At 64.6% G+C, this 24,607-nt stretch carries 24 protein-coding genes; 8 read left to right on the forward strand and 16 right to left on the reverse strand.

Translation table 11 applies throughout. The features are described from left to right. The first annotated feature begins 9 nt into the window (after positions 1–9). The gene (locus tag CTR55_RS14855) at positions 10–219 is read left to right on the forward strand and encodes a twin transmembrane helix small protein (protein ID WP_015474903.1); all 210 of its coding nucleotides are present in this window, start codon (positions 10–12) and stop codon (positions 217–219) included. 120 nt (positions 220–339) lie between these two features. Here CTR55_RS14855 and CTR55_RS14860 read toward each other — a convergent pair whose 3' ends face one another. The 4 genes from CTR55_RS14860 to coxB form a co-directional block, all read right to left on the reverse strand. Beyond that, positions 340–1,227 (reverse strand): cytochrome c oxidase subunit 3, encoded by an 888-nt coding sequence (locus CTR55_RS14860; RefSeq protein WP_296287295.1) that lies wholly within the window; start codon positions 1,225–1,227, stop codon positions 340–342. A gap of 22 nt (positions 1,228–1,249) precedes the next feature. Next, positions 1,250–1,807: a cytochrome c oxidase assembly protein gene (locus tag CTR55_RS14865; protein WP_296287297.1), complete on the reverse strand. Its 558-nt coding sequence runs from the start codon at positions 1,805–1,807 to the stop codon at positions 1,250–1,252. A 118-nt stretch (positions 1,808–1,925) separates the two neighbouring features. Then, positions 1,926–3,521 (reverse strand): cytochrome c oxidase subunit I, encoded by a 1,596-nt coding sequence (ctaD, locus tag CTR55_RS14870; protein ID WP_017517728.1) that lies wholly within the window; start codon positions 3,519–3,521, stop codon positions 1,926–1,928. A 10-nt stretch (positions 3,522–3,531) separates the two neighbouring features. Then, entirely contained in the window at positions 3,532–4,656 is a 1,125-nt protein-coding gene (gene coxB / locus CTR55_RS14875) for a cytochrome c oxidase subunit II (RefSeq protein WP_296287298.1), read from the reverse strand. 417 nt (positions 4,657–5,073) lie between these two features. On the opposite strand from coxB, the gene CTR55_RS14880 reads away from it, so the two are divergent. Beyond that, positions 5,074–5,718, forward strand: a complete 645-nt coding sequence (locus CTR55_RS14880) for a hypothetical protein (RefSeq protein WP_296287300.1) — start codon at positions 5,074–5,076, stop codon at positions 5,716–5,718. 22 nt (positions 5,719–5,740) lie between these two features. On the opposite strand, the gene CTR55_RS14885 is transcribed toward CTR55_RS14880, so the two are convergent. The 7 genes from CTR55_RS14885 to prlC all read right to left on the reverse strand — a co-directional run bounded on the left by CTR55_RS14885 (position 5,741) and on the right by prlC (position 12,829). Continuing rightward, entirely contained in the window at positions 5,741–6,457 is a 717-nt protein-coding gene (locus tag CTR55_RS14885) for a carbonic anhydrase (RefSeq protein WP_296287301.1), read from the reverse strand. Between the two features lie 277 nt (positions 6,458–6,734). After that, a complete protein-coding gene (locus tag CTR55_RS14890; protein WP_296287302.1) occupies positions 6,735–7,793 on the reverse strand; it encodes a PA0069 family radical SAM protein in 1,059 nt (352 codons plus the stop codon). 279 nt (positions 7,794–8,072) lie between these two features. Continuing rightward, positions 8,073–9,677: an inorganic phosphate transporter gene (locus CTR55_RS14895; protein ID WP_296287987.1), complete on the reverse strand. Its 1,605-nt coding sequence runs from the start codon at positions 9,675–9,677 to the stop codon at positions 8,073–8,075. Between the two features lie 198 nt (positions 9,678–9,875). Then, a complete protein-coding gene (locus tag CTR55_RS14900; RefSeq protein ID WP_296287304.1) occupies positions 9,876–10,160 on the reverse strand; it encodes a type II toxin-antitoxin system RelE/ParE family toxin in 285 nt (94 codons plus the stop codon). Further along, positions 10,150–10,395: a type II toxin-antitoxin system Phd/YefM family antitoxin gene (locus CTR55_RS14905; RefSeq protein WP_296287306.1), complete on the reverse strand. Its 246-nt coding sequence runs from the start codon at positions 10,393–10,395 to the stop codon at positions 10,150–10,152. Before CTR55_RS14905 ends, CTR55_RS14900 begins: the two co-directional genes overlap by 11 nt. A gap of 119 nt (positions 10,396–10,514) precedes the next feature. After that, complete coding sequence (locus tag CTR55_RS14910) at positions 10,515–10,784, reverse strand: YheV family putative zinc ribbon protein (protein ID WP_296287307.1); 270 nt, start codon at positions 10,782–10,784, stop codon at positions 10,515–10,517. Then, positions 10,784–12,829, reverse strand: coding sequence for an oligopeptidase A (prlC, locus tag CTR55_RS14915; RefSeq protein WP_296287309.1), 2,046 nt, complete (start codon positions 12,827–12,829; stop codon positions 10,784–10,786). Before prlC ends, CTR55_RS14910 begins: the two co-directional genes overlap by 1 nt. Positions 12,830–12,919: 90 nt before the next feature. Here prlC and CTR55_RS14920 point away from each other — a divergent pair, with 90 nt between their 5' ends. The 3 genes from CTR55_RS14920 (at position 12,920) to CTR55_RS14930 (ending at position 15,657) form a co-directional block, all read left to right on the forward strand. After that, positions 12,920–13,462, forward strand: a complete 543-nt coding sequence (locus CTR55_RS14920; protein ID WP_296287310.1) for a gamma carbonic anhydrase family protein — start codon at positions 12,920–12,922, stop codon at positions 13,460–13,462. A gap of 310 nt (positions 13,463–13,772) precedes the next feature. Beyond that, positions 13,773–14,927, forward strand: coding sequence for a hypothetical protein (locus CTR55_RS14925; RefSeq protein WP_296287312.1), 1,155 nt, complete (start codon positions 13,773–13,775; stop codon positions 14,925–14,927). Positions 14,928–15,012: 85 nt separating this feature from the next. Beyond that, complete coding sequence (locus CTR55_RS14930) at positions 15,013–15,657, forward strand: HAD family hydrolase (protein WP_296287314.1); 645 nt, start codon at positions 15,013–15,015, stop codon at positions 15,655–15,657. A 382-nt stretch (positions 15,658–16,039) separates the two neighbouring features. Here the strand turns inward: CTR55_RS14930 and argE are convergent, their stop codons facing one another. The 5 genes from argE to CTR55_RS14955 all read right to left on the reverse strand — a co-directional run bounded on the left by argE (position 16,040) and on the right by CTR55_RS14955 (position 21,091). Then, positions 16,040–17,191 carry an acetylornithine deacetylase gene (gene argE / locus CTR55_RS14935; protein WP_296287316.1) on the reverse strand — a complete coding sequence of 384 codons (1,152 nt, stop codon included), beginning with the start codon at positions 17,189–17,191 and terminating at the stop codon, positions 16,040–16,042. A 120-nt stretch (positions 17,192–17,311) separates the two neighbouring features. Then, positions 17,312–17,986, reverse strand: coding sequence for a DUF1028 domain-containing protein (locus tag CTR55_RS14940; RefSeq protein WP_296287317.1), 675 nt, complete (start codon positions 17,984–17,986; stop codon positions 17,312–17,314). A 105-nt stretch (positions 17,987–18,091) separates the two neighbouring features. Next, positions 18,092–18,502, reverse strand: a complete 411-nt coding sequence (locus CTR55_RS14945) for a RidA family protein (protein WP_296287318.1) — start codon at positions 18,500–18,502, stop codon at positions 18,092–18,094. A gap of 3 nt (positions 18,503–18,505) precedes the next feature. Beyond that, on the reverse strand, positions 18,506–19,834 hold the full coding sequence (locus tag CTR55_RS14950) for an NAD(P)/FAD-dependent oxidoreductase (RefSeq protein ID WP_296287319.1): 1,329 nt from the start codon (positions 19,832–19,834) through the stop codon (positions 18,506–18,508). A gap of 336 nt (positions 19,835–20,170) precedes the next feature. Beyond that, a complete protein-coding gene (locus CTR55_RS14955) occupies positions 20,171–21,091 on the reverse strand; it encodes a LysR family transcriptional regulator (protein ID WP_296287320.1) in 921 nt (306 codons plus the stop codon). Positions 21,092–21,228: 137 nt separating this feature from the next. Between CTR55_RS14955 and CTR55_RS14960 the strand changes: the two genes are divergently transcribed. The 3 genes from CTR55_RS14960 to CTR55_RS14970 all read left to right on the forward strand — a co-directional run bounded on the left by CTR55_RS14960 (position 21,229) and on the right by CTR55_RS14970 (position 24,557). Next, positions 21,229–22,575 carry an aspartate aminotransferase family protein gene (locus CTR55_RS14960; protein ID WP_296287321.1) on the forward strand — a complete coding sequence of 449 codons (1,347 nt, stop codon included), beginning with the start codon at positions 21,229–21,231 and terminating at the stop codon, positions 22,573–22,575. After that, positions 22,576–22,887, forward strand: coding sequence for a cupin domain-containing protein (locus CTR55_RS14965; protein WP_296287322.1), 312 nt, complete (start codon positions 22,576–22,578; stop codon positions 22,885–22,887). Positions 22,888–23,060: 173 nt separating this feature from the next. After that, positions 23,061–24,557, forward strand: a complete 1,497-nt coding sequence (locus CTR55_RS14970; protein WP_296287324.1) for a CoA-acylating methylmalonate-semialdehyde dehydrogenase — start codon at positions 23,061–23,063, stop codon at positions 24,555–24,557. The last annotated feature ends 50 nt before the right edge of the window (positions 24,558–24,607 follow it).

The raw sequence follows: 24,607 nt of genomic DNA on the forward strand, positions 1-24,607 counted from the left end.
AGGCCGGTAGTGCTCAAAGCTGCGATCGTTCTGTTGTTGCTGGCGACCGTCGTCAGTCTGTTCAGTGGCCTGTTCTTTCTGGTCAAGGACGAGGGCCATGGTTCGCGGGTGGTCAACGCGCTGACCGTGCGTGTCACCCTTACCGCCCTGACCGTCGCTCTCATCGCCTGGGGTTTCTTCAGCGGCCAACTCGGCAGCTCCGCCCCCTGGCATTTCTAATTCCGTACTGCTCTTTGTAGGAGCGAGGGGGACGCCTAGTTCTTGCTCGCGAACGCTTTTTCCTGATGCCTCAGTGTTGGGCGGTTCGCGAGCAAGCTCGCTCCTACAGGGTGTGCGCCCTCACAGCACGTAAACGAAGATGAACAGCCCGATCCACACCACGTCGACGAAGTGCCAGTACCAACTGGCCGCCTCGAAGCCGAAGTGTTTGTCGGCGTCGAAGTGCCCGCGGATGATGCGGATCAGCATGATGCTCAGCATGATCGCGCCGATGGTCACGTGGGCGCCGTGGAAGCCGGTGAGCATGAAGAAGGTCGCGCCGTAGATGCCCGAGCCCAGGGTCAGGCCCAGTTCGCTATAGGCTTCGTGGTACTCATACGCCTGCAGCACGATGAAGCAGGCGCCCAGCGCGACGGTCAGAGCCAGCCACAGCTTCAGCGGGCCGCGATGGTTCTTCTTCAGCGCGTGGTGGGCAAAGGTCACGGTGAAGCTGGAGGTAACCAGCAGCAGGGTGTTGATCAGCGGCAGCTTCCACGGATCGATCACTTCCTTGGGCGGCGGGAAGAGCTTGTTGTCCGGGTTGCTGAGCTGCGGCCAGCCGGTTTCGAACTGCGGCCAGAGCATGTGCGAGATGCCGTGGTGACCTTCGCCGCCCAGCCACGGGTTGACGAAGTGGCGCACGTAGAACAGCGCGCCGAAGAAGGCGGCGAAGAACATCACTTCCGAGAAGATGAACCAGCTCATGCCCCAGCGGAAGGAGCGGTCCATCTGCGGGCTGTAGAGCCCGCCGCGGCTTTCCTTGATGACGTTGCCGAACCAGCCGAACAGCATGTACGCGAGGATCAGCCCGCCGGCGAAGAAGATCCACGGGCCGTGGGAGTGTTCCTTGCCGGCGCTCATGTCGTTCATCCAGGTGCCGACGCCAAACATCGTCACCAGCATGCCGATGGTGGCGATGATCGGCCACTTGCTCTGCGCCGGGACGTAATAGGGATCGTGGGTTGCCATTGTTCTTGTTCTCCTTTGCCCTTCAGCGCTCGTTACTGGCCACGGGGGGCTTGCGGGCAGTGATGTCGAACAGCGTGTAAGCAAGCGTCAGGTGACGCACATCCTTGGGCAGGTCGCGGTCGACGATGAAGCGCACCGGCATTTCGATGCGCTCGCCTGGCTGCAGCACCTGCTGGGTGAAGCAGAAGCATTCGGTCTTGTGGAAGTAGGTGGCCGCCACCGACGGCGCGATGCTCGGGATCGCCTGGGCGGTCATCAGCTTGTCGGTGGGGTTGTAGGCGACGAACAGCATCTGGTTCACCGCGCCCGGATGCACCACCAACTGGTCCGACTCGGGGTGGAACTCCCAGACCATGTCGATGTTGTTGTTGGCGACGAACTGGATCTTCACCTCGCGCGACTGATCGACCACCTGGCCGTCGCCCTGGTAGGCCGTGCCGGAGGTCTTGCCGTTGATGCCCAGCGCCTTGCACATCACGTCGTACAGCGGCACCAGGGCGAAGCCGAAGGCGAACATGGCGACCACGGCTATGACCAGCCGGGTCACCAGCTTGCGCGTTTCGATGTTGCCGTCGCTCATGCGTTGATCCCTCCCTTGTAGGGGCGTGGGGGGCGCCTAGCCCTTGCTCGCGAACCGCCTGACACCGAGGCATCAGGGAAAAGCGTTCGCGAGCAAGCTCGCTCCTACAGGCTCGTCGTTACTTCACTTCCGGCGGGGTGGTGAAGGTGTGGTACGGCGCTGGCGAGGGAATGGTCCATTCCAGCCCTTCCGCGCCATCCCACGGTTTGGCCGGTGCCGGCTTGCCGCCCTTGATGCACTTGATGACGATGAACAGGAACAGCAGCTGCGTGGTGCCGAACATGAAGGCGCCGATGGACGAGACCATGTTGAAGTCGGCGAACTGCAGGTTGTAGTCCGGAATCCGTCGCGGCATGCCGGCCAGGCCGACGAAGTGCATCGGGAAGAACGCCAGGTTCATGCCGATGAAGCTCATCCAGAAGTGCAGCTTGCCCAGGGTCTCGTCGTACATGTGGCCGGTCCACTTCGGCAGCCAGTAGTAGGCCGAGGCGAAGATGCCGAAGATCGCGCCGGGCACCAGCACGTAGTGGAAGTGCGCCACCACGAAGTAGGTGTCCTGGTACTGGAAGTCCGCCGGGGCGATGGCCAGCATCAGCCCGGAGAAGCCGCCGATGGTGAACAGGATGACGAAGGCCACGGCGAACAGCATCGGCGTCTCGAAGGTCAGCGAGCCCTGCCACATGGTCGACGCCCAGTTGAACACCTTCACCCCGGTGGGCACGGCGATCAGCATGGTCGCGTACATGAAGAACAGCTCGCCCACCAGCGGGATGCCCACCACGAACATGTGGTGCGCCCACACGACGAAGGACAGGAAGGCAATCGAGGCGGTGGCGTAGACCATCGAGGTGTAGCCGAACAGCGGCTTGCGGCTGAAGGCCGGGATGATCGAGCTGACGGCGCCGAACGCCGGCAGGATCATGATGTACACCTCGGGGTGGCCGAAGAACCAGAACACGTGCTGGAACAGCACCGGGTCACCGCCGCCGGCCGCGCTGAAGAAGCTGGTGCCGAAGTGGATGTCCATCAGCATCATCGTCACGCAGCCCGCCAGCACCGGCATCACCGCGATCAGCAGGAACGCGGTGATCAGCCAGGTCCAGACGAACAGCGGCATCTTCATCAGCGTCATGCCCGGCGCGCGCAGGTTGAGGATGGTGGCGATCACGTTGATCGCGCCCATGATCGAACTCATGCCCATCAGGTGGATGGCGAAGATGAAGAAGGTCACGCTGTGCGGCGCGAAGGTCGTCGACAACGGCGCGTAGAAGGTCCAGCCGAAGTTCGGGCCGCCGCCGGGCATGAACAGGGTGCTCACCAGCAGGCCGAAGGCCGCCGGCAGCAGCCAGAAGCTGAAGTTGTTCATGCGTGGCAGGGCCATGTCCGGCGCGCCGATCATCAGCGGCACCATCCAGTTGGCCAGGCCGACGAAGGCCGGCATCACTGCACCAAAGACCATCACCAGGCCGTGCATGGTGGTCATCTGGTTGAAGAACGCCGGCTCGACGATCTGCAGGCCCGGCTGGAACAGTTCGGCGCGAATCACCATGGCGAAGGAGCCGCCAAGCAGGAAGGCGCAGAAGCTGAACCACAGGTACAGCGTGCCGATGTCCTTGTGGTTGGTGGTCAGTACCCAGCGCATCAGGCCCTTGGCGGGGCCGTGGTGGTGGTCGCCGGCGTGAGAATGGTCGGGGTGATCGATCACAGTACTCATCGCGGCCTCCTTATTGTTGTTTCTGCTTGTAGGCGACCACGTCCTGCGGGGTCACCATGTCGCCGTCGTTGTTGCCCCAGGCGTTGCGCTCGTAGGTGATCACCGCGGCGATGTCGACTTCCGAGAGCTGCTTGCCGAAGGCCGCCATGGCCGTGCCCTGGACGCCGTTGAACACGGTCTCCAGGTGGTGCTCCTTGGGCCCCGTGACGATCTTCGAGCCCTTGAGCGCCGGGAACATCGGCGGCATGCCCTGACCCTCGGGCTGGTGACAGGCGGCGCAGATGGTGTGGTAGACCTTGTCGCCGCGGGCGACCAGCTCTTCCTTCGTCCACTCCTTGCTGGTCAGCTCCTTGAGCTTGACTGCCTCTTCCTTGCGCTCGGCCAGCCACTTGTCGAAGTCGGGCTTGGACTTCACCTCGACGACGATGGGCATGAAACCGTGGTCCTTGCCGCACAGCTCGGCGCACTGGCCGCGGTAGACGCCGGGCTGGTCGACCTTGGTCCAGGCCTCGTTGACGAAACCGGGGATGGCGTCGCGCTTGACCGCGAAGGCCGGCACCCACCAGGAGTGGATCACGTCGCTGGAGGTGACCAGGAAGCGCACCTTGACCCCGGCCGGCAGCACCAGTGGGTTGTCCACTTCGAGCAGGTAGTGCTCGTCCTTGTCGGCCTTGTTGTGGATCTGGTCCTGGGGTGTGGCGAGGTTGGAGAAGAACTCCACGTCCTGGCCCAGGTACTTGTATTGCCACTTCCATTGGTAGCCGGTGACCTGCACGTCCAGCTCGGGCTCCGAGGTGTCGTACATGTGGATCAGCGTCTTGGTGGCCGGAACGGCCATCACCACCAGGATCAGGAAGGGAATGACGGTCCAGAGGATTTCCACCGTGGTGCTCTCGTGGAAATGCGCGGGCTGCTGCCCGGTGGACCGGCGGTGGACGATCATCGACCAGAACATCGCGCCAAAGACGACGATGCCGATAACGACGCAGATCCAGAAGATCGTCATGTGCAGATCAAAGACATTACGACTGACTTCCGTCGCACCGGGGGTCATATTGACCGTCCAGGCGGCGTTTGCCTGACTGAAAGCCAAGAGCAAAAGGAAGCCCATCCAGACTCGTGGATGTCGCAGCATTCGGGTTCCCCTTATCGTTGTTTTTATCCCGCCGGCATAGCGCCCTGGCTGCGACCCCCATTCCAGAGAGTTCGAGCCTGAACAAGCCAACGGCCAAGGGAGTGACCGCCAAGACAACTTACTTTGACGTCTTACCTCGGCAGCACGCAGGGCAGGCCGGGTCCATCAGGTTTTCGGTGTGTCGAAGCGGAGTATAGCCAGGGGTTGCGACATAACAACGCAGAGTAAAAACTGTGTTTGAAAGACCGAAGTGTGATCTCAAAGCCACGGACGGCGCGGGTTTGGAGTACCATGCTGGCCGTCTGATATGCCCTGTCGGCATAACCAGCTCATGAATATGACAATCGCGTCTTAGCTGCGCTCAGCCACCGGCTAAGGTCTTTCTTCATTTCCAAAACCCGTTGTCTTGGAGCTGTCATGAACACCGCTGCACTGCGTGAGCTGATCCAGAACGCCCACCTGCTCGAGTCCCGCCACGGCCATCTCGCCCGCCTGATCCAGAGCCAACTGCAAAGCCTGCACAAGAGCATCGCCCTGGCTGGTGATGACCCCAGCGGCACGCTGACGCGTTTCGTCCACGCCTATATCGAGCAGGTGCCGGACTTCCTCGATGCCGCCCATGCGGTAGCCCGCGAAGCCGGTATCGAGGAGCACATCAAGCCGGTGCTCAAGCTTGCCGAACAGTTCTTTCTCACCCCGCCTGATCTGCTCGATGGCCACGACGGCCTGGACGCGCTGCTGGACGAGGCCTACCTCGCCCATCGCCTGGTGGAGGAGGTGAACGACCGCTACATCGCTCACTTCAACCAGCCGCTGATCCCGCTGGACACCACGGTGGCCAACCTGGTGGCACACCAGTTGATCGGCGAACCCTTCGCCAACCAGCTGGATGAGGCGGTGCACCATGCAGTCGATGGCATGCTCGACGACAGCACTTTCAGCGCCGAGTCCGCTGTCAGCTACCGTGACCGCCTCAACGACCCGCAGGTGGTGATGGCCTGGCAGCAGTGGCCGTGCCTGTCGCGGCAGCTGGGTGTCGAGCTGGAGCTGGGCCGCGACTGAGCCTTGATCGGCTGCTGCAGCGTCAGCGCGGCGAATAGCGCGGACGCGGGGTGGCCATCGGGATCGGGCCTTCGCCGTCGAGTGCGCGGAAGCGACCTTCCTGGGCGTCATAGGCGGTGATGGCACTGCTTTCGATGTCGTACACCCAGCCATGGATGAACAACTGGCCGGAAGCCAGGCGCGCCGCCACGGACGGGTGGGTCTTCAGGTGGTCCAACTGGGCCACCACGTTCTCTTCGGTGAGCACGCCCAGGTGCTCGTGGGTAGCGCAGCCGCAGGTCTGGGCGACCACGGTGCGCGCCACTTCCGCGTGGCGCAGCCAGGCCTTTACCGTCGGCATGCTTTCCAGGGTCTGCGGGTCCAGCACCGCCTTCATCGCGCCGCAATCGGAGTGGCCGCAAACGATGATGTGCTGCACGCCCAGGGCCATCACCGCGAACTCGATGGCGGTAGAAACGCCGCCGTTCATCTGGCCGTAGGGCGGCACGACGTTGCCGACGTTACGGGTGACGAACAGGTCGCCCGGCAGGCTCTGGGTGATCAGCTCGGGAACGATGCGCGAGTCGGCGCAGGTGATGAACATGGCGCGCGGGTTCTGCGCGTGGGCCAGCTTCTTGAACAGTTCTTCCTGCTGCGGGAAGACCTCATGGCGGAACTGGCGGAAGCCCTCGACGATATGGCGAAGCGCCTCGTCAGCCGTTTCGTGGGCGTGATCCTCACCGTGCGTTTTGTCGTTCATGTAACAGCCTCGAAGAATGACGAAGAATTTTCCCACGTCAGCCGACGCTCGCCTCTGGGAGAAAAGGCACAGGTATGGGGAAAAATCTGACGCGGCCGCTGGGTTATCTGCTGCTCAGGGCCTGGAAGCAGAAGAGGAAACGGCAGTTTAAAACGGCACTTGGATGAGCTTTTTCACGATTTTTACCGACGTTTTGCGATGATTTTGGCTCGCTATGATGGTGAGGCGATGGTGCGGCGATGCCATTCCGCCTGTCGAAATTTCCGAGCGGCAGCTGTCAGAACAGGTTCATCTGGCTGCGCGGCGGCGCGAATGCGCTGCAGTCCAGGCCGAAGCTGCCGCGCCGGTTCAGGCCCAGGCGGCGCATGGCGACCTCGAAGCGCTTGGCCAGCAGGTCGGCGAACGGGCCTTCGCCGCGAAAACGGTGACCGAAGCGGCTGTCGTGGATTTCCCCGCCACGCAGTTGGCGGATCAGGCTCATCACATGGTTGCCGCGCTGCGGGTAATGCGCCGCCAGCCATTCCTCGAACAGCGGCCCGACCTCCCGTGGCAGGCGCAGCATCATGTAGCTGGCACTCTGCGCGCCGGCCTCGTGGGCGGCTTCGAGCAGCGCTTCCAGCTCGCGGTCGTTGATCATCGGGATCATCGGCGAACACAACACGCCCACCGGGATGCCGTGCTCGCGCAGCACGCGGATCGCCCGCAGGCGCGCGGAGGGCGCGGCGGCGCGGGGTTCGAGGATGCGCTTGAGCTCGTCGTCCAGGGTGGTCAGGCTGATCATCACGCCCACCAGCTTGTGCTGCGCCAGTTCGGCCAGCAGGTCCAGGTCGCGCAGGATCAGCGAACCCTTGGTGACAATGGTCACTGGATGGCGGAAACGCAGCAGCACCTCGAGGATCTGCCGGGTCAGGCGCTGCTGGCGTTCGATGGGCTGGTACGGGTCGGTATTGGCGCCCAGGTTGATCGGCGCGCAGACGTAGCCCTTGCGGCTCAGTTCTTCCTCAAGTACCTCGGCGGCGTTGGTCTTGGCGATCAGCTTCGTCTCGAAATCCAGCCCCGGCGACAGGTCCCAGTAGGCGTGGCTGGGCCGGGCATAGCAGTAGATGCAGCCGTGCTCGCAGCCCCGGTACGGATTGATCGAGCGATCAAAGGGCAGGTCCGGCGACTGGTTGCGCGAGATCACCGACTTCGCTCGCTCGCTGCGGATTTCGGTCACCTGCGGCTTGGGCACTTCGTCGTGCCAATCGTTATCCACAGGCACCGAGGTGGTCGGCGCGAAGCGGTTGTGTGGATTGCTGGCGGTGCCCCGGCCGCGGGGTGGAAGGGAAGTGGTCATGTGGGAAAGCTCTGAAGAAATGCTGTATATAAATACAGTAATCCACTGAGTTTTCCACAGCCAGCGATAACTGCTCGGCGGTCACCCGATGCTTTTCGTAGGAGCGAGTTTGCTCGCGAACAGCGTGATCCTGAAGCGCCGGAGCTGGGCGGTTCGCGAGCAAGCTCGCTCCTACAATCCACAGCCGCCGGGTGTGTAGGGCGCATAACGCGTCAGCGTTATCCGCCGCCAGGCTGCGGCGGATAACCTGTTCCAGGTTATGCGCCCTACGGCTGTCCGTCAGAGCAGACGGGTGAACAGCCAGTACAGACCCGCCGCCAGCCCGATGGCCGCCGGTAGCGTCAGCACCCAGGCCAGCAGCATGTTGCGGATGGTCGGCCATTGCAGCCCACTGCCGCTGGCCGCCATGGTGCCGGCCACCCCCGAGGAGAGCACCTGGGTCGTCGATACCGGCAGGCCGAAGACGTCCGCCGCGCCGATGGTGAGCATGGCCACCAGCTGCGCCGAGGCGCCCTGTGCATAAGTCAGCGGTGTCTTGCCGATGCCCTCGCCGACCGTGGTGACGATGCGTCGCCAGCCCACCAGCGTGCCCAGGCCCAGCGCCAGGGCAACGGCGACCTTGACCCAGATCGGGATGAAGCGGATCGCCTGTTCGCCGCCCTGGCGTAGCGCCTGCAGGCTGCTCCAGGTTTCCAATTCGAAGTGTTGGTCGCTGCGGTCCAGCAGGCGGATGGTTTCCAGGCTCAGGTAGAGGTCGTTGCGCAGGTCCTGCACTTCTTCGGCCGGCACCTGGTCAATCTGCCCGTAGCGCTCCAGGCGGGCGCTGATGTCACCGATCACGCTGCCCAGCGACGGCAGCAGATCCGGCCTTACCAGCTCGTCCTCCTGGTAGCTCAACAGCGCCTGGCGCGGGTCTGCCGCGGGGCTGCCGCCGGTACGGTGCAGTTGCTCCTGGCTGGCCTGGGTGAGGGCGAGCAACTGGCGGGTTTGCTCCGGCGAGTGGGCGCGATCCACGGCGAACGCCAGGGGAACGGTTGCGATCAGGATGAGCATGATCAGGCCGATGCCTTTCTGGCCGTCGTTGGAGCCGTGGGCGAAGGACACGCCGGTACAGGTGAGGATCAGGATCGCGCGAATCCATCGGGGCGGCGGCGTTCGGCCTTCCGGCGCGTGGAACAGGGCGCGGTTGCGCAGGGTCGAGCTCGCCACTCGCAGCAGCACGAAGGCGGCGAAGAAGCCCACCACCGGTGAAAGGAACAGCGCATAGCCCACCGTCAGCAATTGCGACCAGGCGTTGCCGGACAGGCCGAGGTGCCCGGCCATGGCGCCGTGCGCCAGGCCGATGCCGACGATGGAGCCGATCAGGGTGTGCGACGAGGACACCGGCAGCCCCAGCCACCAGGTGCCGAGGTTCCACAGGATCGAGGCGATCAGCAGGGCGAAGATCATCGCCAGGCCGGCGCTGCTATCTGCCTTGAGCAGCAGGTCCAGCGGCAGCAGCGAAACGATGGCGAAGGCTACCGCACCGCTGGAGAGCAACACGCCGAGGAAATTCCACAACCCCGACCAGGCCACGGCCAGCCTCGGCGGCATGGCGTTGGTGTAGATCACCGTAGCCACCGCGTTAGCAGTGTCGTGGAAGCCATTGATGAACTCGAAGCCCAGGGCAATCAGCAGTGCGACCACCAGCACCACGACTGGCCAGCCCATCTCCAGTTGCGTACCGCTGGTGTGGATGTCGTGCCCGAGCGCCGCGAAGGTGAACACCAGCGCAGCGGCGAGCAACAGGAAGAAGGTCAGGCGCCCCTTGAAACCGTGGGTTTCACGCAGCGCCGGGCTGATCGGGAACTGCGTCAGGCGCGAGGCGCGCATCACTTCGAGCATGCCAAAGCGGTCAAGCACGGAGGCGCTTCCTTCGGGTCGGTGGCGGCATCTGGCGGATTCCTTGCAGCGATGTCCTACAGACTAGCCGGCCATGGTGATCATGGGCTGGGCGGAGGGTCATGCTAAGTCAGCTGGTAGCTCCCTTCCTTGATATCGATTCCGGTATACGCAGCCCGGCGCTCCAATATCCTCGAACTCTCAGCGACGGTTCTGCGTCGCGCTGTACACCTCTCCGCGCTCGCGCTTGCCGATGGCAACGACGGAAACCACCACACGATCTTCTTCGATGCGGTAGACCAGGCGATAGCCGGCCGAGCGCAGCTTGATTTTGTAGTGGTCCGCCAACCCATGCAGGGCGTCGGCCTGTACCCGAGGGTTTTCCAGGCGCTCGGCGAGTTTGCGTTTGAATTGCTCACGCACGGTATGACCCAGCTTGTGCCATTCCTTCAACGCAGCCGGCAGGAACTCAAGCTCATAGGTCATCGAGCGATACCGGAACGCCTTTTTCACCGAGCCTCGAGCGGGCAATTTCTGCCAGCTCCAGGTCTTCCAGGCGCTCCAGAATCGACTCGAACAGCTCCGCAGGTACCATGTAGCCCATCACCTTGTTGTGATTGAGTACCGCTACCGGCTCGCCACCCGATTCGGCCAGCACGGCAGAAGGATTCTTCTTGAGCTCCGAGACGCTGACGGCGGTATTGGCAAGCAGGTTCTGCATAAATTAGCTCCAAATAACGTCCAGATTTTTGGTCATTATAGAGGCTACAGACAAGAGCGAAGCGGCAGAAAAAGAAATGCCCCGGCAAGCCGGGGCATTTCCTGAGCGTCACGCGGGCGCTATTCCTGCGGCTTTTTCAGCTTCGGATTGGGGAAGAACTGCACCCCCTGCACCTTCGGGTCCTTGGGCTTTTCCAGCGCGCTGGTGTTGACGCGGGTGGACAGCTCCCTGGGCACCGACTGGCCCTGGGCGTTCAGGGTGTCGGAGTAGCCGCAAGCGACACATTCGCGGTGCGGCACGCCATCGACGTCCCACATGACGATCTTGTCCTGCTCGCTGCACGCCGGGCAGACAGCCCCGGCGATGAAGCGCTTCTTCACCTCGCTCATTACGCCGCCTCCTCGGACAGGCCCGAGTGGCGCAGCAGCGCGTCGATGGACGGCTCGCGGCCACGGAAGGCCACGAACAGCGCCATCGGCTCCTGCGAGCCGCCCTTGGCCAGGATCGCGTCGCGGAACGCCGCGCCGGTCGCCGGGTTGAGCACGCCTTCTTCCTCGAAGCGGGAGAACGCGTCAGCGGACAGCACTTCGGCCCACTTGTAGCTGTAGTAACCGGCTGCATAACCGCCAGCGAAGATGTGCGCGAAGCTGTTGGCGAAGCGGTTGTACGCCGGCGGGCGCATTACCGCGACTTCATCGCGGATCGCCTCGATCACCTCGAGCACGCTGCGGCCGTCGCCGTGGGTGGCGTGAAGCTCGAAGTCGAACAGGGAGAACTCCAGCTGGCGGAGCATCATCAGGCCGGACTGGAAGTTCTTCGCGGCGAGCATCTTCTCCAGCAGGTCCTCGGGCAGCGGCGCGCCGGTCTCGTAGTGGCCGGAGATCAGCGCCAGGCCTTCGGGCTCCCAGCACCAGTTCTCCATGAACTGGCTCGGCAGCTCGACTGCATCCCAGGCCACGCCGTTGATGCCCGAGGCACCGGCGTGTTCGACGCGGGTCAGCAGGTGGTGCAGGCCGTGGCCGAATTCGTGGAACAGGGTGGTGACTTCATCGTGGGTCAGCAGCGCCGGCTTGCCGCCGACCGCCGGGGTGAAGTTGCAGACGAGATAGGCCACCGGCGATTGCAGCTCGCCGCCCTGGGTGCGGCGACGGTCACGGGCGCCGTCCATCCATGCACCGCCACGCTTGTTGGCGCGGGCGTAGAGGTCGAAGTAGAAGCGGCCGACGTGCTGGCCGTTTTCCTCGATCTCGAACAGGCGCACGTCCGGGTGCCAGCGCTCGAAGTCGTTCAGCTCGCGGATCTGGATGCCGTAGAGCTTCTGCACGATGGCGAACAGGCCGGAGAGCACCTTGTCGATCGGGAAGTAGGCGCGCAGGGCTTCCTGGGAAACGCTGTAGCGCGCTTCGCGCAGCTTCTCGCCAAAGTAACTGGCGTCCCAGCTGGAGAGGTTCGGGCAGCCCTGTTCGGCGGCGTGGGCCTTGAGCTGCTCCAGGTCCTGGGCGGCGAAGGGCTTGCTGCGCACGGCCAGGTCGCGGAGGAAGTTGAGGACCTGCTCGGGGGTCTCGGCCATCTTGGTGGCCAGGGACAGCTCGGCGAAGTTCTTGAAGCCCAGCAGGTGCGACAGCTCCTGGCGCAGGTCGAGGATTTCCTGCATCACCGGGCCGTTGTCGTTCTGCCCGGCGTTCGGGCCTTGATCAGAGGCGCGGGTGCAGTAGGCGGCGTAGATCTCTTCGCGCAGCGCGCGGTCTTCGGCGTAGGTCATCACCGCGTAGTAGCTGGGGAATTCCAGGCTGATCAGCCAGCCGTCCAGCTCCTTGGCCTGGGCGGCCTGCTGCATCTGCGCCTTGGCCGAATCGGTCAGGCCGGCCAGCGCCGCTTCGTCGGTGACGTGCTTGGTCCAGGCCTGGGTGGCATCCAGCAATTGGTTGGAGAAGCGGCTGCCCAGCTCGGACAGGCGCGTCTGGATCTCGGCATAGCGCTGCTGCTGTTCGGGCGGCAGGTCGATACCCGACAGGCGGAAGTCGCGCAGGGCGTGTTCGAGGATGGTCTTCTGGGCGATGTCGTAGCCGTTCGACTCGGGGCCGGACGCCAGCGCTTCGTAGGCCTTGAACAGCTCGGGGTTCTGCCCCAGCTCGGTCCAGTAGGCGGACAGCAGCGGCAGGCAGCCTTCGTAGGCCTCGCGCAGTTCGGCGCTGTTGCACACCGCGTTGAGGTGGCTGACCGGGCTCCAGGCTTTGCCCAGGCGGTCATGCAGTTCATCCATTGCCAGCACCAGGCCGGCCCAGGTCGGGGCGCCGTTCTGCTGGGCGAGGATGCCCTCGATGGCGGCGCGGTTGTCGGCGAGGATCTGCTCGATGGCCGGCTTCACGTGCTCGGGGCGAATGGAGGAGAAGGGCGGCAGGTCGTAGCTCTGCAGAAGAGGATTCGCGCTCACGGTGGCACCTTGGCTGAAGAAACACCCGGCCATCTTAAATACAATCGGCGTCAACCGCAGCTTGAGGCTGATATTAGGAGAGCAGCTATCGTGACGATTCGAACCTATCAGGGCAAAGCGCCATCCCTCGGCGAGCGCGTCTTCGTCGACGCCAGCGCCGTGGTCATCGGCGACGTGGAGATCGGCGCGGACAGCTCGGTGTGGCCACTGGTCACCATTCGCGGCGACATGCACCGCATCCGCATCGGCGCGCGCACCAGCGTGCAGGACGGCAGTGTGCTGCACATCACCCACGCCGGCCCCTTCAACCCGGACGGCTTCCCGCTGACCATTGGCGATGAAGTGACCATCGGCCACAAGGTGCTGCTGCATGGCTGCAGCATCGGCAGCCGCATCCTGGTGGGCATGGGCTCCATCGTCATGGATGGCGCGGTGATCGAGGACGAGGTGATCCTTGGCGCCGGCAGCCTGGTGCCGCCGGGCAAGACGCTGGAGAGCGGCTTCCTCTATGTCGGCAGCCCGGTGAAGAAGGTCCGCCCGCTGACCGACAAGGAGCGCGCGTTCTTCAGTTACACCGCCGGGAATTACGTGAAGTTGAAGGACCAGCATATTGCCGAAGGCTACGCGGGCTGATCGGGTCTGCCCTCTCGGGCGGTTCGCGAGCAAGCTCGCTCCTACAGGACTGCTCGCCCGTCGGCGTGTCCGGCTTTGCTTTTCGTAGGAGCGAGCTTGCTCGCGAACCATCGTCCACCTGGTAATGCCCCGATGGCGGATAACGCTTGAGGCGTTATGCGCCCTGCATCAGGGATGTCCCGCCAGACGGCCCGTCAACACAAGCCCCGCGCCCTATACTGAGCCTAGGTGACCGGACGCCAGCGCGTGCCCGGCCGGGTTCAGCAGCGGGCGGCCAGCCACTTCGGCGCCGCCGAGCCGGCGAGCGGCCATGAACAGTCTGTGCTTCCCCAGCGCCACCGTTTCGCCCTGGCGGCGCGGCGGTGTCATCACCCTGCTTCTGCTGGCCCTGCTCCTGCTGGTGCTGCCCGGTTGCGCCCATCACCCCACCGAACCCGCCGCCCCCATCACCGAAGCCACCTGGCACCAGGTCGACGCCGACATCGGCGCCGCTTCGCTGGCTGCCACTTCCCAGGCCCGCGCCTACGCCGAAGAGGCCATGCAGCAGTGGATGGACCTGGTCTACCAGCGCACCGACGAGAAATTCATCCCCTGGTTTTCCAGCTACTGGACCCAGGAGTGGCTGAGCATGAAGGTCGCCTGGTACAAGATGGGCTCCCACGGCGACCTCGATCCCACCGTCGACAAACTGGCCGTCTACCTGCAGGAGCAGTACCGCAAGCAGGTGCTGATACCGGTCGCCAAAAAGGTCGACCCTGACGCGGTGATGGAGAAGGCCACCCGGCACTACATCGAACTGCTGACGGTGGCGGTTAAGGAGATTCCCCAGCGTCGTGGCATTCCGCAGAAGGTCTTCGATGAGCACCTGATGGGCATCCCGGCGATCTCCCTCGGCCCGCCCTCCAGCCGAGATGCTTCGCTGTATGACGTGGTGTACGCCAAGGACATCGGCAAAGTGCCGGCCTTCGCCGCGCTGATGCAGGACATCCGCACGGCGGCGGGCAAGGCCGGTGCCGGCACCAAGGTCAGCGGCGTGTCGCCGGTGGCCCAGCGCACCAGCGCCAAGCTGGTGCATGAGTTGCGCAACCGCAGCATTGCCGGCGTGGTGGCGAGCGCGGCCGGCAAGGTCGCCGGCTCGGTCATCTCGGTGGCCTTCACCCTGTTCAGCATGGCCGGCAACGACCACGAGCGGCCCGAGGTGGAAACCCAGCTGCGCAAGGAGATCAACGCCGCCTTCGACGAACAGTGGCTGGCGCTGATGCGCGATCCGGACGGCGGGGTGATGTCCGGTGTCGATCACCTTGGCGCCCGCGTGCAGCAAAGCCTGACTGGCCGGCTGGCGCAGCCTGAGGACGAGCCCGAAGCAGACTCCACAGTGCAGACCTACGGCGCGGGAGAGGCCGAGCCGGTGAACGTCAGCGGCGGCTTCCGCGTGCTCAAGCAGGGGCAGGGCTCGGCGCCCTGAGGTGTCGTTCGGCGATCCGCGCTTCGCGTCGGCGGCCATGCGCAGTATCCTTCCCGCCCGACTTTCGCGGCCGGACGCTGATCCCATGCATTACCAGAACATCCTCTTCGACCTCGACGGCACCCTTACCGACCCGCGTGAGGGCATCACCCGTTCGATCCAGTACGCCCTTGCCCAGCTGGGCATCGACGAACCCGACCTGCGCCAGCTCGAACACTTCATCGGCCCGCCGTTGCTGCAATGCTTCATGAGCACCTACGCCTTCGACGAGGCGCGCGCCTGGGAAGCGGTGAACCATTACCGCGTGCGCTTCAAGGACACCGGGCTGTACGAGAACCAGGTGTTCGACGGCGTTGGCGAGTTGCTGCAACTGCTCGGTGGCCAGGGGCGCACGCTGTACATCTGCACCAGCAAGCCGACCGTGTTTGCCGCCGAAATCGCCCGCCATTTCGACTTCGCCAAACACTTCAAGGTGATCTACGGCAGCGAGCTGGACGGCACCCGCACCAACAAGGTCGAGCTGATCGAGCACCTGTTGGGCATCGAGCAGCTGGACCTGACGCAGACGCTGATGATCGGCGACCGCAAGCACGACCTGATCGGCGCGCACCGCAATGGCTTGTCTGCTGCGGGCGTTGGCTATGGCTTTGGCAGCCGCGAAGAGTTGCTGGCGGAAAGCCCGGCGCATTACTTCGCGAGCATGGATGAGCTGCGCGCGGCGTTTGCCTGAGGCTTCTCGACGGGGGGTGGTTCGCGAGCAAGCTCGCTCCTACGAAGAGCCGCCGCAGCAGAGCTGTACGAGCGAGGGGGACGCCTAGTCCTTGCTCGTGAACCTGATCTGAAAGCGCGTGCCTCGCATGCCTTCACCGCGGCTCTCGCTCAGGATCGTAGGGCGCATAACGCGCCGGCGCTATCCGCCCTACGGTCTGATGCCTTTGTTTCACCCTGCTCCGAACGGCCCCCTCTCCTGCTTGCGGGAAAGGGTTGGGCTGAGGGGCTTTTGATCTCGTAGGAGCGGATTCATCCGCGATCGATTTCCCGCCGCTCCGAGCAAGCCGGTTGCACATCGCGGACGGAGTCCGCTCCTACGGCAATGGCACCCTCGGCGCCGCTCAGCCGCGCAACCACTCCGCCAGCCGCCCCATCATTTCATCGCACCTGGCCAACTGCTCCAGGCTGACGAATTCGTCCGGCTTGTGGCCCTGGTCCATGCTGCCCGGGCCGCAGACCACGGTAGGGATGCCGGCCTGGTCGAACAGCCCGCCCTCGGTGCCGTAGGCGACGGTGGTGAAATCCCGCGATCCACTGAGCAGCGCGATCAACTCGGCGGCCTGGGTCTGCTGGTCGGTCACCAGCGCCGGGTAGGCGGAAATTTCGCTGAAGCGGATATCCGTCTCGGCCTTCACCGCGCGCATCTTCGGCAGCAGTTCGGTCTCGGCGAAGGTACGCAGGTCATCGGCGACCTGCTGCGGGTCGTCGCTGGGCAGCGCGCGCACTTCGAAGTCGAACTGGCATTCGGCGGGCACGATGTTCAGCGCGCGGCCGCCGCTGATCACGCCGGTCTGCACGGTGGAATAGGGCGGATCGAAGCGCGGGTCGTGGTGCTCCGGCGCGGCCAGGCGGGTGCCGATCTCGCCGAGACGGCCGATCAGCTTCGCCGCGTATTCGATGGCGTTCACGCCCTGTGGCGCATAGGCCGAGTGGCACGGCGCGCCGTGCACCTGGCAGCGCATGGCGAGTTTGCCCTTGTGGCCCAGCACCGGCCTGAGTTCGGTGGGTTCGCCGATGATGCAGACCATCGGCTTGTGTTCGCGGTGCTCCAGTGCGGCAAGCAGCGAGCGCACGCCGAGGCAGCCGACTTCCTCGTCGTAGGAGAAGGCCAGGTGCACCGGCAGGCGCAGCGGTTGGGCAAGGAACGCCGGCACTGCCGCCAGCACGCAGGCGATATAGCCCTTCATGTCCGCCGTGCCGCGCCCGTAGAGGCGGCCGTCGCGTTCGGTCAGCTCGAAGGGCGGGACCGTCCACGGCTGGCCGTCGGTCGGCACCACGTCGGTGTGGCCGGACAGGCACACCCCGCCGCGATCCTGCGGGCCGAGCGTGGCATAGAGGTTGGCCTTGCCGCCCTCGGCATCGTGGAACAGCTCGCAGGCGATACCAAAGCCTGCGAGGTAGTCGCGGATGTAGTGGATCAGCGTCAGGTTGGAGTGGCGGCTGACGGTGTCGAAGGCGATCAGGTCGGCGAGGATTTCACGGCTGGAAGGCATGGTTGGGTCCTGCGTTTTTGCTCTTTGTAGGAGCGAGGGGGACGCCCAGTTCTTGCTCGCGAACAAACTCCGCCTCAAGGCTGGGTTCGCGAGCAAGCTCGCTCCTACAGGTACATGATGTTACTCGTCGCCCGGCACACCGTAGCTCGGTGCCTTGGTCGGGTCGAGGGCGCGCACCAGGTAGTCCTCCAGCTGCGGCTTGTAGGCCACCCAGAGTTTCTCCAGCTCATCGATGGGCGCTTCGTCCGCCCAGTCCACGCGCAGGTCGACGATCGGCCAGACCAGGTCGCCGACCACTTTCAGCGCCGCTGAATGCACCGGGCCCGCTTCGCCACCGGCGGCCATCGCCGCCTGCATGGCCGCCAGCAGGCGCTCGGCCAGGCAGCCGTTGGCGCTTTCGAAGGCCTGAGTCATGGCCTGGATCACCGCCGGCGAGGACAGCAGGTTACCCGCGGCCACGCAGTTTTCCCCGGCCACGGCATTGTTTACGCCCAGCGCTTCGCTGCCGGTGAACAGCGCGACCTTGCCGTGCTGGTCGATCACCGTCACCTGCCGGTACTGGCTGTAGCCGTTGCTGGAGAGCGCCTTGTCCAGCGCCGCGCCCGGCTCGAGGCCGGCTTCGAGCTGGTCGAGGATCTGCGGGCCGAGGGCTGGCAGGGTGATGTTCTGCGTGGCCACCGCGCCGACGCCGGCGCGTACCCAGGGGCAGCGGGCACCCACGGCAATGCTCGAGGAGCTGATGGCGATACCCAGTTGTCCGGTTTCGGCGCAGCGGCCGACGATGGAGAAGGTCATGGTGGCTCCTTGCTTGCTGTTCTTATGGATCAAGCGCTGTAGGCACAAACGACGAAGCGGCGAGGCAGGAAATCCCGCGTCGCCGCATCGCTTTCAGTTCAACGATCAGTCCGGAATGACGGCGATCACGTCGATCTCCATCAGCCACTGCGGCTGACCGAGGGCCGAGACCACCAGGCCGGTGGAGATCGGGAACACGCCCTTCAGCCACTTGCCGACTTCCTGGTACACCGGTTCGCGGTAGCGCGGGTCGATCAGGTAGGTGGTGGTCTTGACGATGTGCGACAGGTCGCTGCCGGCTTCTTCCAGCAGTTGCTTGACGTTCTTCATCGCCTGCTCGGCCTGGGCACGCGGGTCGCCGAGGCCTACCAGCTTGCCCTCGAAATCAGTCCCGACCTGGCCGCGCACATACACGGTGTTGCCGGCGCGCACGGCCTGGCAGAGGTCGTTGTCCAGGGTCTGGTTCGGGTAGGTGTCCTTGGTGTTGAACATGCGGATGCGAGTGTGGGTAGGCATCTCTTACTCCCAGGATGCGGCTTTCGGAATGGAGCCTGCGCGCTGCGAGGCATCCTGATATTCGACGTAACGGCGCTGGGTGGCGATGTGGCCGGCCACGTGCTTGGCGTCGTGCCAGACACCCCAGATGAAGGTGGAGCCCCGGCGTGACAGCCACGGCAGGCCGACGAAGTACACGCCCGGCTCGCGGGACACGCCGCGCTGGTGCTTGGGCTTGCCCTTGTCGTCGAAGGCATCCACTTGCAGCCAGTTGAAGTCCACGGCGTAGCCGGTGGCCCAGATGATCGAGGTGATGCCGGCTTCGGCCAGGCTCAGTTCGAGGATCGGCTTGCGGATGCACTCGGCATCGGCGAACACCTTGCGCGCTTCCGGCTCTTCCGGCAGGTCCAGGCCGTTGCGCTCGATGTAGGCATCGGCGGCGTCCAGCAGGCCGAGGTAGTTGTCGTCGCCGGCTTTCAGGTTGGCCACCAGGTCGTTCTGGAAGGTCACCTTGCCGTCCGCGAAGGCTTTGGTCAGGCCGGTCAGGGTGATGCCCTCGTTGGCCAGGCGGCGGAAGTCGATGGTCTCGCCGCCACGGGCACCGCTCACGGCGATGGTCACGTGCTCGCGGCCCGGCTGCACTTCCTCGGCGTCCCACAGGCCGAGCACGCCCAGCCACCAGACGAAGTCGCGGTTGCGGTACGAGCGCGGCGGACGGTCATGGGCGCCCACGGACAGGTAGACCTTCTTGCCGGCGCGGTTCAGCTCGTCGGCGATCTGCACGCCCGAAGAACCGGCGCCCACCACCAGCACTGCGCCTTCGGGCAGTTGCTGCGGGTTGTAGTACTTGGCCGAGTGGATCTGCTGCAGGTTCTCATCCTTCGGCGCGATGGCCGGGATCACCGGGCGCTGGAACGGGCCGGTGGCGGAGACGATGCGCAGGGCCTGGAGGGTGCCCTCGGAGGTTTCCACGCTGAAGCCGGGGCGGCCTTCGTTACGGGTGACCTTCTTCACTTCCACGCCGGTGCGGATCGGCGCGTTGAACTGCTTGGCGTAGGCGACGAAGTAGTCGGCCACCTGCTCCTTGTGCGGGAAATCGTCCGGGCCGACCGGGAATTCCAGGTTCGGGAAGCGGTCATGCCAGGCCGGGCCGTTGGCGACCAGCGAGTCCCAGCGGCCGGTGCGCCAGGCTTCGGCGATGCGGCTCTTTTCCAGCACGATGTGCGGCACGCCCTGTTGGGTCAGGTGCTCGCTCATGGCCACGCCGGCTTGTCCGGCGCCAACGACCAGCGTGTCGATTTCCAGGTTATCAAGCGACTTCTTGCCGAAGGCGCCTGGATTCAGGTCGGTCATGGCTTGCTTCCTCAGACTCTGATCACGTTTGTTCTTGTTTCGGCTGCGGTGAGCTGTTGGCCGCATTCTGTTCAGAGGCTGGGAATAGCGAAATTATGTTTTTTGTAGTCGCAGGCTAGGGAAAAGCTGCACCCACGCAAACCCCGCGGCCCGCGGGCTGCAGGGGCGGGGCTATAGGATTTTTGGTGGCTGGGGCGACAAATTGGATAGGCAGAATGTGGCTTGAGCCCTTTGTGGCGAGATCCACCTGAGCGTAGGAGCGGACTCTGTCCGCGATCGGTCCGCATCACGCCGGATGCCATCGCGGACGGAGTCCGCTCCTACAAGAGCATCGGGTCAGCGGCTCTGGGCCACCGCCTCGATGAACCGCTCCAGCACCAGGTTCGGCCGGCGGCCCTTGCGGGTCACCACGGTCAGTGGGATGTCGTAGTGGAAGCGCTCCGGCCGCAGCGGGCGCAGGCGGCCCTGGGTGACCCAGTCGGCAGCGTAGTGGTCGGGCAGGTAGCCGATATAGCTGCCGGTGAGAATCAGGAAGGCCATGCCCTCGCGGTCCGAGGCGTTGGCGCTGCCGCGCAGTTCCTGGTGACGCTCCTGGGCTTCGGCCGGGATGCGGTAGCTGGGTTCCACCGCGTCGCAGGCGTGGATTTCCTCCACCGTGATGCTCGCGTCGTCGCGCTCGAACAGCGGGTGCTCCTGGCTGCAGAACAGCAGCGAGCGCTCTTCATAGAGAGCGGAATACTCCAGCCCCGACAGCGGGCTGATGAGCGGCACCACCCCGACATGCAACCGTCCGTCGAGAACGCCCAGCTCGATCTCGTTCGGCGTGGTCATGCCGATGTTGATCCGCACACCCGGCCCGCTGGCCTTCAGCGCGCGCAGGGCGTGGGTGATGCGCATCTGCGGCAGGGTCACCAGGTTATTGATGATGCCGATGTTCAGCTCGCCGCGCAGGTGCTGGTGCAGCTCGTTGACCTCGGCGCGGAAGCCCTCCAGCGCCGCCAGCAGCGACTGGGTCGCGCGGTACACCTCGCGGCCCTCGTCGGTCAGCGCGAAGCCCGCCCGGCCGCGCTGGCACAGGCGCATCCCCAGGCGCTTTTCCAGGTCGCCCATGTGCAGGCTGATGGCTGAACGGCTGATGCCCAGCGTGCTCTCGGCGGCAGAGAAGCTGCCGCACTCGACTATGGTTTTGAAGATGCGCAGCAGGCGGATCTCGAAGTCGCTGACCTGGCCCAGGGAAGGTGTGCGGGGTTTTGCCATTTTAGTTTTACCAATTCGAAACTGAACGTAAGAAGAATAGGCTTTAACTCACGTTAAGTCAGGCCCAATCTACCGTCATCGCACCAGGCACGACGCGGCCTGCGCGCCCAACAAGACTGTCGTCGAGGACATGCTCCATGAACCAGCAAGTGAACGTCACCCCGTCGGTGGCCAGCGAACTGAACCTGAAAGCTCACTGGATGCCCTTCAGCGCCAACCGCAACTTCCATAAAGACCCGCGCATCATCGTCGCCGCCGAAGGTAGCTACCTGGTCGACGACAAAGGCCGCAAGATCTACGACAGCCTCTCCGGCCTGTGGACCTGCGGCGCCGGTCACTCGCGCAAGGAAATCGCCGACGCGGTCGCCAAACAGCTGAACACCCTCGACTACTCCCCGGGCTTCCAGTACGGCCACCCGCTGTCCTTCCAGCTGGCCGACAAGATTGCCCAGATGACCCCCGGCAACCTCAACCACGTGTTCTTCACAGGTTCGGGTTCCGAGTGCGCCGACACCGCCGTGAAGATGGCCCGTGCCTACTGGCGCATCAAAGGCCAGGCGCAGAAGACCAAGCTGATCGGCCGTGCCCGTGGCTACCACGGCGTGAACATCGCCGGCACCGCCCTGGGCGGCATCGGTGGCAACCGCAAGATGTTCGGCCAACTGATGGACGTCGACCACCTGCCGCACACCCTGCAGCCGGGCATGGCCTTCACCAAGGGCGCGGCCGAAACCGGCGGCGTCGAGCTGGCCAACGAACTGCTGAAGCTGATCGAGCTGCATGACGCCTCCAACATCGCCGCCGTCATCGTCGAGCCGATGTCCGGTTCCGCCGGTGTGCTGGTACCGCCGAAGGGCTACCTGCAGCGCCTGCGCGAAATCTGCGACCAGCACAACATCCTGCTGATCTTCGACGAAGTGATCACCGCCTTCGGCCGTATGGGCAAGGCCACCGGCGCCGAGTTCTTCGGCGTGACCCCGGACATCATGAACGTCGCCAAACAGGTCACCAACGGCGCCATCCCCATGGGCGCGGTGATCGCCAGCAGCGAAATCTACGACACCTTCATGGGCCAGAACCTGCCGGAATACGCCGTCGAGTTCGGCCATGGCTACACCTACTCCGCGCACCCGGTCGCCTGCGCCGCCGGTATCGCCGCGCTGGACCTGCTGGAAAAAGAAAACCTGATCCAGCAGTCGCTGGAGCTGGCGCCGCACTTCGAGAAGGCCCTGCACGGCCTGAAGGGCGCGAAGAACGTCATCGACATCCGCAACTGCGGCCTGGCCGGCGCGATCCAGATCGGCGCCCGTGACGGCGACGCCATCGTGCGTCCGTTCGAGGCCAGCATGAAGCTGTGGAAAGAAGGCTTCTACGTGCGCTTCGGCGGCGACACCCTGCAGTTCGGCCCGACCTTCAACGCCAAGCCCGAGGACCTGGACCGCCTGTTCAGCGCCGTGGGCGACGCCCTCAACGGGGTCGCGTAAGTGAGCGAGCGTCCCAAGGCCGTCCCGACGGTACAGATCGACAACGACAAGGTCCTGGTCACCGAGTGGCGCTTCGCCCCCGGTGCCGAGACCGGCTGGCACCGCCACGGCATGGAATACGTCGTGGTCCCGGTGACCAACGGCGAACTGCTGCTGGAAACCCCCGAAGGCGAGCGCCGCGCGCCGCTGGTCCTGGGCCAGAGCTACACCCGTCAGATCGGTACCGAACACAACGTGATCAACCCCTGCGATCACGAAGTGGCCTTCATCGAGATCGAACTCAAGCAAGACGACCACCCGCACAGCCACTGAGTGCGCGGGCACGCGAGAAGGCATGCCGCGGCAAGTCACCTTAGAGTGGCTCCCGGCGCGCCTTGCCGCCCACACCTCATACCGAACAATCCCCTCTCCCTTCAGGGAGAGGGCTAGGGAGAGGGGCTCTTGAAAGAACCCCGCCCCACACTTTCAGCGAGAAGAGAAAGCCCATGACCACCGTCAAGCACCTGATCGGCGGCGAGATGATCGCCGACACCGGCCGCACCGCCGACGTCTTCAACCCGGCCACCGGCGAAGCCATCCGCAAGGTCCCGCTGGCCAGCCGCGAAACCGTCCAGCAGGCCATCGACGCCGCCAAAGCCGCCTTCCCGGCCTGGCGCAACACCCCGCCGGCCAAGCGTGCCCAGGTCCTGTTCCGCTTCAAGCAACTGCTCGAAGCCAACGAGCAGCGCATTGTCCAACTGATCAGCGAAGAGCACGGCAAGACCATCGAAGACGCCGCCGGTGAGCTCAAGCGCGGTATCGAGAACATCGAATACGCCAGCGCCGCTCCGGAAATCCTCAAGGGCGAGTACAGCCGCAACGTCGGCCCGAACATCGACGCCTGGAGCGACTTCCAGCCGATCGGCGTGGTCGCCGGCATCACCCCGTTCAACTTCCCGGCCATGGTGCCCCTGTGGATGTACCCGCTGGCGATTGCCTGCGGCAACACCTTCATCCTCAAGCCGTCCGAGCGTGACCCGAGCTCCACCCTGCTGATCGCCGAACTGTTCGAAGAAGCCGGCCTGCCCAAGGGCGTGCTGAACGTGGTGCACGGCGACAAGACCGCCGTGGACGCGCTGATCGAAGCGCCGGAAGTCAAAGCCCTGAGCTTCGTTGGCTCGACCCCGATCGCCGAGTACATCTATTCCGAAGGCACCAAGCGCGGCAAGCGCGTACAGGCCCTGGGCGGCGCCAAGAACCACGCCGTGCTGATGCCCGACTGCGACCTGGACAACGCCGTCAGCGCCCTGATGGGTGCGGCCTACGGCTCCTGCGGCGAGCGCTGCATGGCCATCTCCGTGGCCGTTTGCGTGGGCGACCAGATCGCCGACGCGCTGGTCGAGAAGATCGTTCCGCAGATCAAGGCCCTGAAGATCGGCGCCGGCACCAACTGCGGCCTGGACATGGGCCCGCTGGTCACTGGCGCTGCCCAGGCCAAGGTCACCGGCTACATCGACACCGGTGTCGAGCAAGGCGCCCAGCTGCTGGTCGACGGCCGCAACTTCAAGGTGGCCGGTCACGAGAATGGCTTCTTCATCGGTGGCACCCTGTTCGACAAGGTGACCCCGGACATGACCATCTACCGGGAGGAAATCTTCGGCCCGGTCCTGTGCATCGTCCGCGTGAACAGCCTCGAAGACGCCATGCAGCTGATCAACGACCACGAATACGGCAACGGCACCTGCCTGTTCACCCGCGACGGTGAAGCGGCTCGCCTGTTCTGCGACGAAATCGAAGTCGGCATGGTCGGCATCAACGTGCCGCTGCCGGTACCGGTGGCCTACCACAGCTTCGGCGGCTGGAAGCGTTCGCTGTTCGGCGACCTGCACGCCTACGGCCCGGACGGCGTGCGCTTCTACACCAAGCGCAAGGCCATCACCCAGCGCTGGCCGCAGCGCAAGTCGCACGAAGCGGCGCAGTTCGCCTTCCCCAGCAATGGCTGATGGTGACTAGGTAAAACGGAAAGGCCGGTCAGATGACCGGCCTTTTTTAT

It is taken from the genome of Pseudomonas sp. (genome assembly GCF_002796985.1).
Lineage (GTDB): Bacteria > Pseudomonadota > Gammaproteobacteria > Pseudomonadales > Pseudomonadaceae > Pseudomonas.

What these genes read in the sequence shown, in the direction of transcription:
- CTR55_RS14900 (WP_296287304.1), bottom strand. Translation starts at nt 10,160, where the DNA reads ATGACCTATGAGCTTGAGTTCCTGCCGGCTGCGTTGAAGGAATGGCAC.
- CTR55_RS14905 (WP_296287306.1), bottom strand. Translation starts at nt 10,395, where the DNA reads ATGCAGAACCTGCTTGCCAATACCGCCGTCAGCGTCTCGGAGCTCAAG.
- CTR55_RS14895 (WP_296287987.1), bottom strand. Translation starts at nt 9,677, where the DNA reads ATGCTCGAAGTGATGCGCGCCTCGCGCCTGACGCAGTTCCCGATCAGC.
- CTR55_RS14970 (WP_296287324.1), top strand. Translation starts at nt 23,061, where the DNA reads ATGACCACCGTCAAGCACCTGATCGGCGGCGAGATGATCGCCGACACC.
- coxB (WP_296287298.1), bottom strand. Translation starts at nt 4,656, where the DNA reads ATGCTGCGACATCCACGAGTCTGGATGGGCTTCCTTTTGCTCTTGGCT.
- CTR55_RS14945 (WP_296287318.1), bottom strand. Translation starts at nt 18,502, where the DNA reads ATGCCTACCCACACTCGCATCCGCATGTTCAACACCAAGGACACCTAC.
- CTR55_RS14885 (WP_296287301.1), bottom strand. Translation starts at nt 6,457, where the DNA reads ATGAACGACAAAACGCACGGTGAGGATCACGCCCACGAAACGGCTGAC.
- ctaD (WP_017517728.1), bottom strand. Translation starts at nt 3,521, where the DNA reads ATGAGTACTGTGATCGATCACCCCGACCATTCTCACGCCGGCGACCAC.
- CTR55_RS14955 (WP_296287320.1), bottom strand. Translation starts at nt 21,091, where the DNA reads ATGGCAAAACCCCGCACACCTTCCCTGGGCCAGGTCAGCGACTTCGAG.
- argE (WP_296287316.1), bottom strand. Translation starts at nt 17,191, where the DNA reads ATGCCTTCCAGCCGTGAAATCCTCGCCGACCTGATCGCCTTCGACACC.
- CTR55_RS14860 (WP_296287295.1), bottom strand. Translation starts at nt 1,227, where the DNA reads ATGGCAACCCACGATCCCTATTACGTCCCGGCGCAGAGCAAGTGGCCG.
- CTR55_RS14930 (WP_296287314.1), top strand. Translation starts at nt 15,013, where the DNA reads ATGCATTACCAGAACATCCTCTTCGACCTCGACGGCACCCTTACCGAC.
- CTR55_RS14880 (WP_296287300.1), top strand. Translation starts at nt 5,074, where the DNA reads ATGAACACCGCTGCACTGCGTGAGCTGATCCAGAACGCCCACCTGCTC.
- CTR55_RS14865 (WP_296287297.1), bottom strand. Translation starts at nt 1,807, where the DNA reads ATGAGCGACGGCAACATCGAAACGCGCAAGCTGGTGACCCGGCTGGTC.
- CTR55_RS14950 (WP_296287319.1), bottom strand. Translation starts at nt 19,834, where the DNA reads ATGACCGACCTGAATCCAGGCGCCTTCGGCAAGAAGTCGCTTGATAAC.
- CTR55_RS14910 (WP_296287307.1), bottom strand. Translation starts at nt 10,784, where the DNA reads ATGAGCGAGGTGAAGAAGCGCTTCATCGCCGGGGCTGTCTGCCCGGCG.
- CTR55_RS14940 (WP_296287317.1), bottom strand. Translation starts at nt 17,986, where the DNA reads ATGACCTTCTCCATCGTCGGCCGCTGCGCCGAAACCGGACAACTGGGT.
- CTR55_RS14925 (WP_296287312.1), top strand. Translation starts at nt 13,773, where the DNA reads ATGAACAGTCTGTGCTTCCCCAGCGCCACCGTTTCGCCCTGGCGGCGC.
- CTR55_RS14960 (WP_296287321.1), top strand. Translation starts at nt 21,229, where the DNA reads ATGAACCAGCAAGTGAACGTCACCCCGTCGGTGGCCAGCGAACTGAAC.
- CTR55_RS14890 (WP_296287302.1), bottom strand. Translation starts at nt 7,793, where the DNA reads ATGACCACTTCCCTTCCACCCCGCGGCCGGGGCACCGCCAGCAATCCA.